10 protein-coding genes are annotated in these 16,118 nt (G+C 58.0%); 7 read left to right on the top strand and 3 right to left on the bottom strand.

Going from position 1 to position 16,118, the window contains the following annotated elements; all coding sequences use genetic code 11:
* Positions 1-27 precede the first annotated feature (27 nt).
* Positions 28-1,119, bottom strand: coding sequence for a cellulase family glycosylhydrolase (locus ORG26_RS03180; RefSeq protein WP_266367076.1), 1,092 nt, complete (start codon positions 1,117-1,119; stop codon positions 28-30).
* Positions 1,120-1,403: 284 nt separating this feature from the next.
* Here ORG26_RS03180 and ORG26_RS03185 point away from each other — a divergent pair, with 284 nt between their 5' ends.
* On the top strand, positions 1,404-3,362 hold the full coding sequence (locus ORG26_RS03185; RefSeq protein ID WP_266367077.1) for a glycoside hydrolase family 127 protein: 1,959 nt from the start codon (positions 1,404-1,406) through the stop codon (positions 3,360-3,362).
* 192 nt (positions 3,363-3,554) lie between these two features.
* On the opposite strand, the gene ORG26_RS03190 is transcribed toward ORG26_RS03185, so the two are convergent.
* Together ORG26_RS03190 and ORG26_RS03195 are read right to left on the bottom strand one after the other, a co-directional pair.
* Positions 3,555-4,628 (bottom strand): AI-2E family transporter, encoded by a 1,074-nt coding sequence (locus ORG26_RS03190; protein WP_266367078.1) that lies wholly within the window; start codon positions 4,626-4,628, stop codon positions 3,555-3,557.
* A 96-nt stretch (positions 4,629-4,724) separates the two neighbouring features.
* Positions 4,725-6,179: an L-serine ammonia-lyase, iron-sulfur-dependent, subunit alpha gene (locus tag ORG26_RS03195; protein ID WP_266367079.1), complete on the bottom strand. Its 1,455-nt coding sequence runs from the start codon at positions 6,177-6,179 to the stop codon at positions 4,725-4,727.
* Positions 6,180-6,323: 144 nt separating this feature from the next.
* Here ORG26_RS03195 and ORG26_RS03200 point away from each other — a divergent pair, with 144 nt between their 5' ends.
* The 6 genes from ORG26_RS03200 (at position 6,324) to ORG26_RS03225 (ending at position 16,002) form a co-directional block, all read left to right on the top strand.
* Positions 6,324-8,441, top strand: a complete 2,118-nt coding sequence (locus tag ORG26_RS03200; RefSeq protein WP_266367080.1) for an outer membrane protein assembly factor BamB family protein — start codon at positions 6,324-6,326, stop codon at positions 8,439-8,441.
* A gap of 156 nt (positions 8,442-8,597) precedes the next feature.
* Entirely contained in the window at positions 8,598-9,776 is a 1,179-nt protein-coding gene (locus ORG26_RS03205) for a glycosyltransferase family 4 protein (protein ID WP_266367081.1), read from the top strand.
* Positions 9,773-10,747, top strand: a complete 975-nt coding sequence (locus tag ORG26_RS03210; protein WP_266367082.1) for an NAD-dependent epimerase/dehydratase family protein — start codon at positions 9,773-9,775, stop codon at positions 10,745-10,747. Before ORG26_RS03205 ends, ORG26_RS03210 begins: the two co-directional genes overlap by 4 nt.
* 95 nt (positions 10,748-10,842) lie before the next feature.
* Positions 10,843-12,000 (top strand): LegC family aminotransferase, encoded by a 1,158-nt coding sequence (locus ORG26_RS03215; protein ID WP_266367083.1) that lies wholly within the window; start codon positions 10,843-10,845, stop codon positions 11,998-12,000.
* A gap of 22 nt (positions 12,001-12,022) precedes the next feature.
* On the top strand, positions 12,023-12,760 hold the full coding sequence (locus ORG26_RS03220) for a sugar phosphate nucleotidyltransferase (RefSeq protein WP_266367084.1): 738 nt from the start codon (positions 12,023-12,025) through the stop codon (positions 12,758-12,760).
* 140 nt (positions 12,761-12,900) lie between these two features.
* Complete coding sequence (locus ORG26_RS03225) at positions 12,901-16,002, top strand: DUF6493 family protein (protein WP_266367085.1); 3,102 nt, start codon at positions 12,901-12,903, stop codon at positions 16,000-16,002.
* Positions 16,003-16,118: the final 116 nt, after the last annotated feature.

The raw sequence follows: 16,118 nt of genomic DNA on the forward strand, positions 1-16,118 counted from the left end.
ATCGTTTGCGAACCACCGAAGTGGCCCTTATGCAGTTACAGTTTCAACCGGCACTTGCTCCGTAGCGCGGTGAATCTCCTGAAGGAACTTCACTTCGCGCTCGTCAAACGGCGTACCGTCGGCGCGCAGGATGTCGTGGAACCAGACCGCCGGTTCCGGGGAACCTTCCGGCGAGCCCCAGGGATAAATTGTGTTGCTGCGACCGGACACCAGACCCCAGTTGATGGCGCCGATGTTATGCTGCTTCAGCACGGGCAGGTGCGTTTCGAAATAACAGCCCGTCGTGCGGCCCATGTACTCGGTGCAGAGAACCGGACGCTGGTACGCCTGGCACTTCGTGATGATCTTTTCCATGCCGGGAATGTCCCAGTAAAAATGGAAGCTGACAATGTCGGAGTAGAACAGCGACATGGTGTTCAGCAGGTCAAACTGCTCCGAGAAGTTCCAGATGCCGACCGTCAGCGGCTGCGAAGGCCGCACCGACCAGGCCCATTCGAAGACCTTCTTCAGCAACGGCACCGATTCGTTCACGTGCGCCGAGTTGCCCGGCTCGTTGTACAGGTCCCACATCACCACCCGCTCGTCGTCGGCAAAGGCCGCCAGCAGGTCGGTAACGTACTCTTCCAGAACCGGGTAAAGCGTCGTGTCGCTTACCTCTTTCTGGCCGGGGCACTGCATCCATCCGGAGTTGTGCACGCCCGGCATCGGGTCGGGCTGCGGCCCGATCTGCGGGTTCGGGTTCCAGCAATCGTCGAAGAAGACAAACATCGTGCGGATGCCGTGCTTCATCGAAATCGTCAGGTATTGATCCATGCGCTGCTTCAGGCCCTCGCGGTCATGCTGCCAGACGAGGTAATGCAGAAAAACGCGCATCGTATTAAAGCCGAGGCTACGCGCCCAGCCAAGCTCGCGGTCGATCGTTTCGGGATCGAACGTTTCGGCCTGCCACATTTCCAGTTGGTTGATGGCAGTGCTGGGGTTGAAATTACAGCCGGTCATCCAGGGTTGGGCGGCATACCAGGCGTGCGCCTGTTCCTCCGACCATTGTCCGACAATTTGGTTCGGCAGGCCCGCCTGAAAACGGTAAGTCTGCTGGGATGAAATGACGTTCAGGTTCATGGTCTTCCGCTGGTGCGGTTACTGATGTACGGGTGTTTGATTCAAAATTAGGCTCCGGGTTTAAACTTTCCTACTTGCTCTACCAGCCAGACAGGGGATTTAATTGACATTTAATTGATTGCCGTTCCGGAACTGAAAATTGTGCAATCTTTATCAAATAAATCCAATAAAGTAGGTAAATCGGATAATTATGCCCCTTTGATATTGAATAAACACAAATAAAGTACCAGATATTACCTTACCCGGTCAGAATATCTTCATTTCTAATCGCAATTTAATCAGCCATGCTTCGCTCGCTCCTGCTCCCCTGTCTGCTCCTCTTTTGCCGGCTCTGTCCGGCTCAGGATTATCCGCTAGTTCCGGTCCCGTTTACGGACGTAAAAATCAACCGGGGCTTCTGGTTTCCGCGTCTGGAAATTAACCGAACCGTGACGCTTCCCTTTGATTTTAAGAAGTGCGAAGAAACCGGGCGGATCACCAACTTTGCCGTGGCGGGCGGACTGGCTCCGGGCACCTTCCGCGGCATTCGGTACGACGACTCGGACGTGTTCAAGGTGATGGAAGGCGCGGCGTATTCCCTGCAGACGCACTACGACGCCCGGCTCGACCGCTACCTCGACAGTCTCATCACGCTGGTCGCCGCGGCCCAGGAGCCCGACGGCTACCTCTACACCATCCGGACCATCCTCAAAGACAGCACCGCCCGCAAGGATAAAGGGGCTGGCCCGACGCGCTACAGCTACGAAGCCCACAGCCACGAACTGTACAACGTCGGGCATATGTACGAAGCGGCCGTGGCGCACCACCTGGCGACCGGCAAACGCAATTTTCTCGACATCGCCGTCAAAAACGCCAACCACCTCCTGCAGGTTATCGGGCCGCAGCCGGGTCAGCTGGTGGTAGTGCCGGGGCACGAGGAAACAGAGCTTGGACTGGCCAAACTCTACCGGGTCACGGGCGACAGGCGGTATCTGGACTTTGCCCAGTTTCTGGTGGACATGCGCGGGCGCGCGGACAAGCGCAAGCTGTACGATGAATTTGCCGGGTACGGCCCCGCCTACTTTCAGGACCATCTGCCCGTGACCCAGCAGCGGGAAGCCACCGGCCATGCCGTCCGGGCGGGCTACCTGTACGCGGCTATGGCCGATCTGGCCGCCATGAAACAGCAGAAAGCGTATCTGGAGGCGCTTACCGACATCTGGACCGACGTGGTCGAACGGAAACAATACATCACCGGCGGCCTGGGCGCGAAGGAAAGCGGCGAAGCGTTCGGGAAACCCTACGAACTGCCCAATCAGGAAGCCTATGCCGAAACCTGCGCCGCGGTAGCCAACATGCTCTGGAATCACCGGATGTTTCTGCTGACCGGCGAAGCCCGCTACATGGACGTCTTTGAACGGGTGCTGTACAACGGTTTTCTGGCGGGGGTTTCGCTGGAAGGCGACAAGTTTTTTTACGTAAACCCGCTGGCCTCCGACGGGCAGCACAAGTTCAACGTCCGGACCGCCGCTACCCGCGCTCCCTGGTTCAACACCTCCTGCTGTCCGACGAATGTGGTCCGTTTTCTGCCCTCGCTGCCGGGCTATATCTACGCACTCCGGGGCAATGCACTGTATGTCAACCTCCTAACCGAGAACGAAACGGAGGTTACCCTAAACAACCAGAAAGTTAAGATCAGCCAACAGACGAACTATCCCTGGGAAGGCAGCGTCCGGCTGACGGTCTCGGGGGAAAAACCGGTGGCGTTTCCGATGATGCTCCGCATTCCGGGCTGGGCCACCGGACAGCCGATGCCTGGCTCCCTGTACCAGTACACCAACCCCGCCTCCAAGCCCATCCAGGTGCTGATCAACGGGAAACCCCAGTCGATCAAGACCGAAAATGGCTACGTCCGGCTGTCCCGCACCTGGAAACCGGGTGACGTGGTCACGCTGCGGCTCGATATGCCGGTGCGGGAAGTGGTCGCCAACGAAAAGGTAACGTCCGATAAAGGCTTGATCGCCATTGAGCGCGGGCCGCTCGTCTACTGCGCCGAAGGCATCGACAATAACGGACAGGCCCTGAAGGCCACGCTGGCACCCGGTCAGCGCTTCTCTACGGTGGTCCAAAAGGATCTGCTGGGTGGGATCACGGTGCTGAAGTCCTCAGCGCCAGCAGCCCTAACGCTGATTCCGTACTACGCCTGGTCGAACCGGGGGCCCGGCGAGATGACTGTCTGGTTCGGGCAAAGGCGCGGAAACTGAGCGTTGCCGGATTTGAAAAACGGACGGCTGTAAAACCAAAATCCGGAGTTGCAAAATTAATGTACAATTTTGCAACTCCGGATTTTGACTGCCTAAGACGTGAAGGAACCTGAAAAGTAACGGGACCGGCACAATTTTTTTACAAAAAATTTCATCTCCTGTCTGCTAATCGGACTGGGCAACTCTCCCCAGCTACGACTGAGCCGCTTTTTCCTGAAAGCGGGCTTCCTTCTGTTCGCGCTCGGTCAGGTCTTTGCAATATTGCAGGTTTTGTTTCTCAAACACCCGCATCAGCACGATGAAATAAGCCAGCAGCAGCGGCCCGATGACCAGACCCAGGATGCCGAAGATCGGAACGCCGAGCACAATACCCGCCAGAGTAATCAGCGGATGCACATCGCCCATTCGTTTGGCCAGCACGATCCGCAGCAGGTTGTCGATGTTGATGATGACCACCACCCCGACAATCAATATGCCCGCTCCCCGTCCGGTTTCGCCCTGCGAGAGCAGAATGAGTCCGGCCGGACCCCAGACGAGCGGTGTTCCCAGAATCGGAATAAACGCAAAGAAAAAGGCAACCACACCCCAGAACGCCGCGTCCGGAATGCCGAAAATCCAGAGGGTCAGGCCCGTCAGGAGGGACTGTACCAGCGAAACCAGCGCCTGGCCCAGTACGTTGGCGTTCACCATATTTTTCAGGTCTACTCCCAGTTCGTCGATCGTTTCGTCGCGGAACGGCAGGTAGCGCCGAAGGCCTTTCAGAAAGCCTTCTTCTTCCATAAACATAAAGTAGAGTCCGACGAAGAGCAGGCCGATGATGATGATGATGTCCAGCGCCCCGCCGACCACGGAAGGAAACTGCCGACTGGCAAACTGCGTCCCCTGCCGGATGGCCGACTGCACGGTTTCCTGACTGGTCAGCGCAATGCCGGTAGTTTTTTCGAGCTGATTGACCAGTTGGAGAATTTCACCGGAGTTCTGGCTGTAGTACTGAATCCGGTCCACCAGCAGCAGACTGAGGGCAAGAAAAGGCATGATGATGACGATCAGCGCAAAGAGCATGAGGAGGATGGTCACCAGACGCCGGTTTACTTTTCGTTTATGAACGAGGTTCGTGAACCACGGTCTGAATACCACGTACAGGATGCCGGCACCCAGAAAGGCGGACATGTACTGCCGGAGCCCGAATAAAATAAACCCGGCAATTACCAGGATACTGGCGATAAGCAGAATCCGCTGTTGCCGGGGCGTATAAACATTAGCCATTGAAATGAAGGATTGAGTGACTGAGCAATGCTACCTAAAAGGGCTTCACTCCTTCACTCAATCGTTCAATCACTCAATTTGTTTGATTTCTCTACCTTAACATTCCGTCGCGCTCAGGGCCAGACCCGCTTCGGAGGTCTCTTTGTATTTGGTCGACATATCGCGGCCGGTCGCCTTCATGACCTTGATGACCGAATCCAGCGTGATTTTCTGCAGCGCTGGTGCGCCAGAGGTTGCCAGCAGAAAAGCGTTGTAGGCTTTGACCGCTCCCATGGCGTTCCGTTCGATGCACGGAATCTGGACGTAGCCTCCGATGGGGTCGCAGGTCATACCGAGATGGTGCTCGATGCAGATTTCGGCGGCGGCCTCCACCGACTCAATGGGTTTCCCGGCGCAGTAGGTCAGAAAGGCCGCTCCCATGGCCGAGGCGGTCCCGATTTCGCCCATGCAGCCCATTTCGGCCCCGGAGATGCTGGCGTTGTGTTTGACCAGAAATCCGATGGCCGCCGCCGCCAGCATGCCCCGCCGCAGGGTTTCCCGGTCGTAGTGAAAATGATGGCGGGCCAGGTAGGTCAGTCCCGGAATCACACCCGAAGCGCCGGAGGTGGGAGCCGTCACGACGATGCCGCCGGCCGCGTTCTCTTCGCTGGCGGCCAGACAATAGGCGTTCAAAAAGATCAGAAAGCTGTCCGACGACTGCGCCAGACCACAGGCCTGCTTGTACAGGATTGGTGCCTTACGCTGCAGTTTGATGGAACCCGGCAGCACGCCTCTTTGCTTCAGACCCCGTTTGACGGCCCGGTGCATGGCGTCCACAATCCCGTCGAGGCGGCGGTAAATGTCGCGGCGGGAGCGGCCCGTGAGCGCTTCTTCGTTCCGGAGCAGCAGTTCTTCCAGCGTCAGCGGATGCCGGGTCAGGTGCTGCCGGAGCTCCTTCATTGTGCTGTACGGAAACGGCAGGTCCACCGGGGCGGGTTTGGCCTCCGGTTCGCCTTTTCGCAGCACAAAGCCCCCGCCGATGGAATAGTATTCTTCCTCCAGCAATGTATTCCCGGACGGTCCGCCGGTCGGCTTTAGTCCGTGAGCCGCTTCCTCAATGTTTCCTGCGGTATCACCCGAGGGCTGCAGCCGCCCGGAAGTGCAGCGCAACACCATCGTATTGGCGTAAGGCGAATTATAGCGTTTACGCTCAAAATGAATGTTTTCGGGGCCAATGAAGACCTCAGTCCCGCCGATCCGGACCGGATACCGCACGGCCGGGTCTTTCAGCAGATTCAGCAGCTCGTCCGGGTCCACCGTTTCGGGTTGCCAGCCCAGCAGTCCGGCCACGATGGCGCGGTCGGTTCCGTGGCCTTTGCCGGTGGCACTTAGGGAGCCGTACAAGTAAATATCGACGGATCGAGGCTTTTCCAGCTGGTCGTCCGGCAGATTTTGCAGTCGTTCGAGGAAGTCAAAAGCCGCCTTCATCGGCCCGATGGTGTGCGAGCTCGACGGGCCGGGGCCTATCTTGAATAAATCGAAAACCGAAGTGGTAATCGGTGTTGAATTCATTGGTATTTTTCGTTGATGAAGTTTAACTTCAAAGATACTACCTGCACCGGGATTACCCATATTTATCGATTAAGTAGAATGCTTCGCCTCGCTGGGCGATCAGGTTCATCCACAAATCTGTGTAATCCCGGTCCACGACCGACTATGAAACGAATTTTACTCCCCGCCGCGTTCATTACCGCCGTCACGCTTCTGGCCACCCGTCCGGAAGCCTCCTTAGATGCTGTTTCCCGCGAATGGCCCGAGTACCTGGGCGGCCCCGACCGCAATCATTACTCTCCGCTCGACCAGATCAATACCACCAACGTCAGCCAGTTGAAAATGGCCTGGGAATACCATAGCGGCGATTCCGGACAGGCGCAGTGCAACCCGATCATGGTCAACGGGACGCTGTACGGCGTTACGGCTACCAACCGGCTTTTTGCGCTGGATGCCGCCACCGGCACCGAAAAATGGCGTTTTTCCGAAAAGAACGTCAACGGCCTGAACACCAACCGGGGCGTCACCTACTGGCGGTCCGGCGAGGACGAACGGATCCTGTTTGCCCTCGGCTCGTGGCTCTACGCGGTCAATGCCCGAACCGGACAGCCTGTTGCCACGTTCGGCGAAAGTGGCCGTATCAGCCTCAAAAGCGGCCTGGGCGAAACCGCCAAGGACAAATTCGTGATCTCCAACACGCCGGGGACCCTCTTCGAGAACCTCATCATCATGCCGCTCCGCCTCGACGAAGGCTCCAGCGCCGCTCCGGGCAACATTCAGGCCTTCGACGTGCGGACGGGCAGGCTCGTCTGGGCGTTCCGGACGATTCCTCATCCCGGCGAGTTCGGCTACGATACCTGGCCGAAAGAAGTCTACAAAAATACCGAAGTGGGCGCGGCCAACAACTGGGCGGGCATGGCCGTAGACCGCAAACGGGGTATCGTCTACGTCCCGACCGGCTCGGCGGCCTTCGATTTTTACGGCGGCAACCGCAAAGGCAGCAACCTGTTTGCCAACTGCCTGCTGGCCCTCGACGCCCGCACCGGCAAGCGACTCTGGCATTTTCAGGCCGTCCACCACGACGTCTGGGACCGCGACTTTCCCGCCCCGCCCAACCTCGTAACCGTTACCCAAAACGGCCCCGACGGACGGCCCCGCAAAATCGACGCCGTGGCGCAGGTGACCAAGTCGGGGCACGTGTTCGTCTTCGACCGGGTGACGGGCAAGCCCCTCTTCCCGATCAAAGAAACGCCCGTTCCGAAAACGGACCTGGACGGCGAAGAAACCTGGCCGACGCAGCCGCTGCCGCTGAAACCCGCGCCGTTTTCCCGGCAAACCATCGCGGAAGCCGATCTGAATCCGTACGCCGAAAACCGGGACTCGCTGCTGGCAACGTACCGGCGGGCCCGCAAAGGTGTTTTCCAGCCGCTCGGCAAAACACCCACGCTTGTTTACCCCGGCCTCGACGGCGGAGCCGAATGGGGCGGCGCGGCGGTCGACCCGAACGGCATTATGTACGTCAACGCCAACGAAATGGCCTGGCTGCTCAGCCTGCGCGACACGCCGAGCGAAGAGCAGCTAGCTCACCTTAGTCCCGGCCAGCGGCTGTATTCGCTCAACTGCGCCACCTGCCACGGCCCGGAACGAAAAGGCAATCCGTCCAGCGGCTATCCGTCGCTGGTCAACATTGGGCAGCGGCGCGAGCGGGATTATGTTCACAAGCTCATCACCAGCGGCAAGGGCATGATGCCGGGCTTTTCGGGCCTTTCGGAGTCCGAAAAACAGGCCCTGACGGCCTATCTTTTCGGGGATGAAAAAGTGGAAGCGACGGTACAGGCGGGCAAAAAAGCGCCGTATGTCCGGTACAAATTCAACGGCTACACCAAGTTTCTGGACAGCAAGGGGTATCCCGGCATCCGGCCGCCCTGGGGTACGCTGACGGCCATCGATCTCAACTCCGGCAATCACCTCTGGCAGGTCACGCTTGGCGAGCACAAAGCCCTGACGGCCAAAGGCATCCCGCCCACCGGCACGGAAAACTACGGCGGCCCGGTCGTGACCGCGGGCGGACTGCTGTTCATCGCCGCCACGCAGGACGGCATGTTCCGGGCCTTCGACCGGAAAACCGGCAAACTCTTGTTTCAGACCCAACTGCCTGCCGCGGGCTTCGCTACGCCGAGTACGTACGAAGTCGCCGGTAAACAGTACGTCGTGGTCGCCTGCGGCGGGACGAAGCTCGGCACGAAGAAAGGAGACAGTTACGTTGCGTTCGCCTTACCGTAAGATAAAAAGGCGGCGCAACTTTTATTGTCCGGCAAATGAGGGGTTTGCAACTTGTTAGGGAAAAGTTACATTTGAACATACACAAACAGGCGGTCATATGTTTAGACTGTCCGTTCCGCGTTGTTCATCCTGTACCCCTACCGACCTTAACTTGTTATGCGCGTCCTTGCCATTCACAGCGTGCTGTGGAGTCATTACAAGGCGGCCGTTTATACGCGGCTGTACCAGCATGCCCGAGCTACCGGCGAATTTGAGTTTCACGTCCTGCAGATTGCCGCCACTGAGCCCGGCCGCACCGAACTGGGGGAAGCCGATCTGAGTCAGCACCAGTACAGCTACGACCTCCTTTTCAATACCAGTACCGACAAAATCAGCCTGAAAGACCGGACCCTGGCCCTGCTCCGGGGCGTCCGGCGCTATAAACCCGACCTGATTCAGCTCAACGGGTATTATAACCCCGCAAGCTGGGCCGTACTCGTCTACGCCAAACTGCGGGGCATCCGGGTCCTGGCCGAAATCGAAACCACGGCCATCAGCCGCCGCCGGGTCTGGTGGAAAGAGCAGCTCAAGCCGGTTTTTGTCCGCCTCTGCGACGGCTTTCTATGCCTCGGCACGGCGGCGCGCCAGTACATTATTCAACTGGGCGGCGCGCCCGAAAAAGTATTTACCATCCGCAACATCGGGGTCGATAACGAGGCCCTCGACGCGCTGTACCGACAGGCTCTCCCGGCTCGCGAAGAAGCGAAGGCTCGTTTGCAGCTTCCGCGGTACAACTTCTTTTTTGCCGGCCGGTTCGCTCCCGAGAAAAACCTGCTTTTTCTGGTTAAAGCCTTCGCTGAACTGAAACGCACGACGCCGGAATCCGCCGACTGGGGCCTGATTCTGAGCGGAAACGGCGTACAGAAAGCGGATCTGGAAGCCCTCATCAGGACCGAAGCCGTTTCGGATGTGCGGATGCTGCCCCCCTGCGAGTGGCACGAAGTGCCGGGCCGCTATACGCTGGCGGATGTGATGGTGCTGCCGAGCCTGTTTGAGCCCTTCGGGTTTGCCGTCAACGAGGCCATGATCTACGGGCTTCCGGTACTGGTGTCCGAGCGGTGCGGGAGCGTTCCCGATCTGATCCGGGAGGGCGTGAACGGGTACACTTTCAACCCCGAAAACGTGCCCGATCTGGTGGCAAAAATGCGGCTTATCATTCAATCGACCGACCGGTTTGCGGCGATGGGTGAGGTTTCGAGGGAGTTGATTGAGTATTTTTCTCCGGACGCGGTGCACCGCGATCTGGTTGCCAGCTTCAATCGTTTCAATACCCATAAACAATCAGTACCTGCATGATTAACACAGTTTTAGTGACGGGCGGGGCCGGTTACATCGGCTCGCAACTGGTGCGTATTCTCCTGAACGAAGGCTACCGGGTTCGGGTGATCGACAACCTGAAATTTGGCGGAGAAGCGCTGCTTGAAGTGATGTCCCACCCGCAGTTTGAATTTCAGAAGGGCGATCTGCGGATTCCGGGCGATGTGCAGCGGGCGGTGGAAGGCGTGGATGCCATCTGCCATCTGGCCGCCATCGTGGGCGACCCCGCCTGCCGGATTTTCCCGGAAGAAGCGACGGAAGTGAACTGCGTTGCGTCTGAACTGCTCTTTGAAACAGCCGAAAAAGCGGGCGTGAAGCGGTTTGTCTTCGCTTCGACCTGCAGCAATTACGGGAAAATGAAAGACCCGTCGGTCTACGTTTCGGAAGAATCTGAGCTGGCGCCGGTTTCGCATTATGCCGAAACAAAAGTGAAGTTCGAACAATACCTGATGAGCCGGACCGACTCGCCGATGATTTTCACCATCCTGCGCTTCGCCACGGTGTACGGCATCTCGCCCCGCATCCGCTTCGACCTGACGGTCAACGAGTTCACCCGCGACGTAACGACCGGGCAGGAACTGACCATCTTCGGTGAACAGTTCTGGCGGCCCTACTGCCACGTCTACGACCTCGCCAACGCCATGGCCCTGACCCTCAAATCGGAGGAGGACGCCGTTCGGCATGAGGTGTTCAACGTGGGAAATACGGCGGAGAATTACACCAAGAAGATGCTCGTGGAAGAGATCAACCGCGTGGTGCCCGACCTGAAAGTGCAGTATGTCCACAAGGACGAAGATCCGCGCGACTACCGGGTGAACTGCGACAAGATCGGACGCAAACTGGGCTTCCGGATTACCCGCACCGTGCCGGAAGGCATTCGCGAAGTGAACCGCCTGATCCGCAACGGGCTTATCTCGGATTCCTATTCAGAACGTTACCGTAACATCTAACTGCGGTCCGGTCACGTTCATTACGGTCCGCCGCGGTTCATTGCGGTCCGCCGCCGCGGTTCATTATTCATTGCATTTTCTAAACCCACCTACCCATGATTCCCCTCTGCGTGCCCCATCTCGCCGGAAACGAATGGGCTTATATCAAGGACTGTCTCGACACCAACTGGGTGTCGGCCACCGGCCAGTACGTCAATCGCTTCGAAAAAGCGCTGGCGGAATACACCGGAGCGGCCCATGCTGTAGCCGTCAGCAGCGGCACCACCGCCCTGCACATCAGCCTGATCGTATCGGGCATCCAGCCCGGTGATTTCGTCATTGTGCCGAACCTGACGTTTGTCGCCACGGCCAACGTGGTCAAATACATGGGCGCCCACCCGCTGCTCTGCGACATTGACCCCGACACCTACCTGCTCGACCTCGATCTGCTGGAAGAGTTTCTGGAAAATGAAACCGAGCTGCGCGACGGCACGGCCATTCACCGGGCAACGGGCCGACCCGTCCGCGCCCTGATGCCCGTCCACGTGCTCGGCAATCTGTTCGACATGGAGCGGATGCTGGCCCTCTGCGAACGGTTCCACCTGATTCTGATCGAAGACACGGCCGAAGCCCTCGGCTCGTTCTACAAGGGTCAACATGCCGGCACCTTCGGCCGGATGGGCTGCCTGAGCTTCAACGGTAACAAGATCATCACGACCGGCGGCGGCGGCATCATTCTGACCAATAACGAAGCCGACGCCCGACGCGCCAAACACCTGACGATGCAGGCCAAAGCCTCCACGCTCGAATACCTGCACGACGAGGTGGGCTATAACTACCGGCTCGTCAACATTCTGGCGGCGATGGGCGTGGCCCAGATGGAACTGTTGCCCGATTTTGTCCGCCGGAAACAGGAAATCAACCGCTTTTATGAACAGGCATTCGCGGGGCTGGAAGGCCTCCGTTTCCAGCGGCTGAACGAAGGCGTTTCGTCCAACTGCTGGCACGTGGTGGTGCGCACGCCGCGCCGCGATGAACTGGTGCAGCACCTGGCCCAGAACGGGGTCGAAAGCCGTCCGCTCTGGATTCCGATGAACCGGCTGCCCGCGTTTACGCAGGACTGGTACATCAGCCGCCACGACCATACCGCCGCGGTCGCCGGGGAAGGCATCATGCTTCCCTGTTCGACCTCCATCACGGACGACGAACTCCAGACCGTCTGCGGGCTCGTCCGGTCGTTTCACCAGCAATCCGTTCCTGTGCCTGCATCCTGACCCTTTCGATCCCCTGTTCTGTATGATGACCAAGCATTTGCCCGTCAGCGCGGTTGTGGCGGCGGGCGGGCGGGGCTCCCGGCTTTCGCCCCTGACGGATTCGACACCGAAACCGCTGCTGGAAGTGGGCGGGCGGCCGGTCATTGACTGGCTGCTGGACCACCTCGTCGGGCAGGGTATCCGCGACATCACGGTTACGGTGGGCTACCGGGCCGAACAGATTATGGAGCACCTCGGCGACGGCCGGGACCGGGGCCTGCGGCTCCGTTACCTGCGCGAAGAAGTGCCGATGGGCGACGCAGGCGTGCTGGGCCGACCGTTGCAGTGGAACCATGACCATCTGCTGCTGATCAACGCCGACCTGTACACCGACGTGAACGTACGGACGCTCTACGCCGACCTCCTCGCCAACGAAGCCGATATGGCCGTTTCGTCCTTCCGGCACGAAGTCAGCATTCCGTGGGGGATTCTGGACGTGGAAGAGGCCCGGGTGCGGAGCATTTGCGAAAAGCCGCGGCTGGTCTTTCAGGCCAATGCGGGCATTTACCTCTTCAGGCGGTCGCTGCTCTCGCTGATTCCGCTGAATGCCCCGTACAAGGCGTGGAATCTGGTCTCGGACGCCGTGCAGGCAGGCAGTAAAATCGTCTCGGTGCCGATGGACGGCTACTGGTACGACATCGGCAGTCTGGCCGAGTACGAAAAAGTGAACGCCCTGGTGGCACAGCAAGAACGCATGCCCGACCGGATGAGCGCCGCCTAGTCCGTCAACCAGCCGGGCGTAGCCTTTGATTTGTTGTTTAATCGGCCCGCAAGCAGATTTGCGGGCCGAATTCTTTTCAGGGATTTTACGGACTTTTGTCTGATAATTTTGGTAAATTACGGGCTGTATTCCCGTAACGCATGTCTCGCTATTTTACCTTCACCGACGACAAATCCGCCAAATTCTGGCAGATCGACACGGCGGACACGTCTTTCACCGTCACCTACGGCCGCCTCGGCACGACCGGGCAACGTCTGACCAAATCCTTCGATACACCCGAACGCTGCCAGCGGGAAGCCGACAAGCTTATCCGCGAAAAAACCGGCAAAGGCTACGTGGAAGTGGTGGACGGCGTGGCCTTGCCCGTCGCTGCCCGAAAACCGGAAAAGCAGGCCGACCCGGATGAACTGGAAGCGGTGCTGGCGCGGTATGACGCCCTGATTCGGAAAACGCAGACGGAGAGTCTGCTGCCTTTTTTGCAGAACGTAGACAGACGACATCACGAAGCCCTGCGCAAAAAAACCAAACAGGCAGAACGGTACTGGTGTGATTATGTCGAGTTAAAACCTGAGGAGCGTAAATTTACCGATATCATCACGGGGTCGGACTGGGGAAGACGGGGGTCGGAGCAGCAGCAAGCGCTTATTCATCTTTCGCAGTTAGCGGTTTACCGCCGGGAAGATGTCCGAAACAACTTGACGATCTACCAGCTTCTGGTCAACGATAAGCAGACCGCGCTTGTCCGTCAGGCTTTGGATCTGTTCCGACCTGCCTGGCTGACCGACTATCTGCTGAATCTGGCGCGTCAAGGTTCGCAGGTTATTGAATACCAACGTTATCGAGAACTGGAGACGGCTAATCTGGTCGATTTCGAGCCGGAGTTGGCGGCGCATTCGCTGGGCACAATGTCCACCGGGAGCGAAAAGCAGTTTCACGCCTACCTTGACTTTTTGACCACCGATCAAACCGTCCTTGAACGGGACCTTACCCACCTGTTCGACTATGAGGTCAGCGTACACTCCTGCGGCTGGTATATCCAAATTCCCTGGACCTGGAAAGGAGAAAGACGGCTTCTCTGGCCCCTCGTCTTCACCCGCCTCCTCTCCGACGGTAAGCTCGACCGCCTCTGGTTTCTGGAGCGCTGCCTGAGCGTACAGACCAAGGATTGGAACACTAATCTGCGGGCCTTCTGGCGACAACAGATTGAGCAATCCCAGCCGACAACGGCCGAATGGCTGGAACTGCAACCGGCGCTGTTTCCGCTGCTGGCGGCCCCGCATCCGCACGTGGTCAACTGGGCGGCGGGCGTAGTGAAGACGGTGGCCGCCGAACCCGGCTTTCAGGCCACCGACCTGCTGGAGTGGGCCGCGCCCGTAATGATGCGCGCCGACTGCAAAGTGGCGCTGAAAACCCTGCTCGGCATTTTTGACAAACTGGCCAAAAGCAGCCCTGACCTCCGACCGGCCATTTCCGGCCTGCTGGCGGACGTGTTTGCGCTGAACGACCTGCCGCTGCAAACCAAAGCCGCCGCGCTGTTGCTCAAATACGGCAATCCGCAGGACGGGGAATTGACCGACAAGTTGAAGCTGTACACCCCGCAGATGCTGGGCACGGTGGCGGCGGAGCTGAGAGCGTTTCTGACGCCCGAAAGCCCCGAGCCGGTCGCGCCGGTCACTTACGCGTACGCCCCGCCGAAGCCGGTGCGGCGGCTATTGCCGGAGAACGAAGTGAAACTGGCGGAGACGTGGAATGACTTCTTGTTTCTGATGGGTCGCTTTTTCACTACAGACGCCCCCCTCGATTTTGAATTGATTCTGAACACTCTGCTTCAATTGCCAGCCGAAAGGCCGGAGGCGTACCGGGAAGATTTGAAAGTTTATGAAACCAACCTTCGCAAAACGTTCTTTCCATCGGTTACCAAACAGTTAATGAAAGAGTACCTACTGCACTGGCTCTCCACCAGTCAGACACCTTTCAATTCTTCCGTTAATGCCTATCTGTACAGTTTCCGGGCGCTGGGCCATCGGCTTCAGCACTTAGACAAAAAGATTGTAAACGGATCGACGCTTCCCCTGCTGAGCCTACCTACACATGCGCCCTGCTGGATCAGGCCCCGCACATTGCTGGAGCGGCTGCTTGATTACCAAAACGCCCTCGAAACTGTAAATCCGCTTGATTTTGCTCTTGCGATTACGCGTCTCGTGCGGGAAGAAGTGGAGGATGCCCTTCCGCTTTGTGAACGCCTTAACAATGAACTACAGGCGCTCATGCGGTACTGCCTCGGACAGCTTACTGACATCCCACTGCCTACCTCCACCTTAGGCCAACGGCTTCTTGCTGCTTTTCAGCGAGCAAATCCGTTGTCAGACCTTCAGGCGATATGGGCTGTAGCCGCCCGAACCTTTGACCAAGACGGAAGGTTTGCGGTCTTTTCCAATACCGATTTTGCTAATTCACCTTTCGTACAAGCTCCCTTTATACCCGTTTATCGCCACCAGACAAGCACCACATCCTGGCAAAATACGGTATATACCCACCATGTGCTACAGGTAGAAATGCCACAACATAGTCGTTTCAACGCCGCACTTCTATACAGCAACGACCTGACAGGTTCCCAACATAATTCATACTATGCCAACCTCCCATTGGTAGATATTTTCTACTGGCACAGTCTTATTCCTCATCAGCCTGAGCCGTTGTTCACCTTTATAGCAAAAATTGGCGCTGTTAATGCTTCCGAAGAGGCTCCCGTTTTGGCTGCTACCCTCAGGTTGATGATCCTGCCCGGTTTTCAATTCCGGGAAATGTCCGGGCTGGTGCTGGCCTGTGGTTTGCTGGCGAAACAGAAAGAAACCACCGCACTGGGGGCCGAAGTCCTGATTCACCATTTTGAACAGCAAACCCTCGACGCTTACCGCCTCGGCGACCGGCTCGGCTGGTTGCTGGCCGGAAACTACGCCCCGGTGCAGCGCCTCGTGGATGCGCTGGCGTTGGTGAAAGACGTCAGCCCGCGGCACAACAAAGCCCTACTGATCACGCTGGAAGCCCTGTTGGGCCACTTCGCCGCGCTGGCGGACTTGCCCAAAAACACGAAGAAACTGCTGGAACTTTACTTTGATTTACTCGTCAAACTGGCCGAAAGCCCGTCTTCCGAAACGGCCGCTCTGCTGCGAAACTGGCAGTCGGCCGGGGCGGTGAAGAAGGTTTGTACGGACATTTTGAGAAGACTAGCGACGGAGTAATTCAATTTGTCTGGAAGCTTGGTCGGGTTGATGTTAAAAAGCACAATGCTAAAAATGATGAGTACGCGCATTTTGTATTGTTTAGGAGACAACTTTTTATGAAGTACGACTTTGCG

The organism is Tellurirhabdus rosea, assembly GCF_026278345.1.
GTDB lineage: Bacteria > Bacteroidota > Bacteroidia > Cytophagales > Spirosomataceae > Tellurirhabdus > Tellurirhabdus rosea.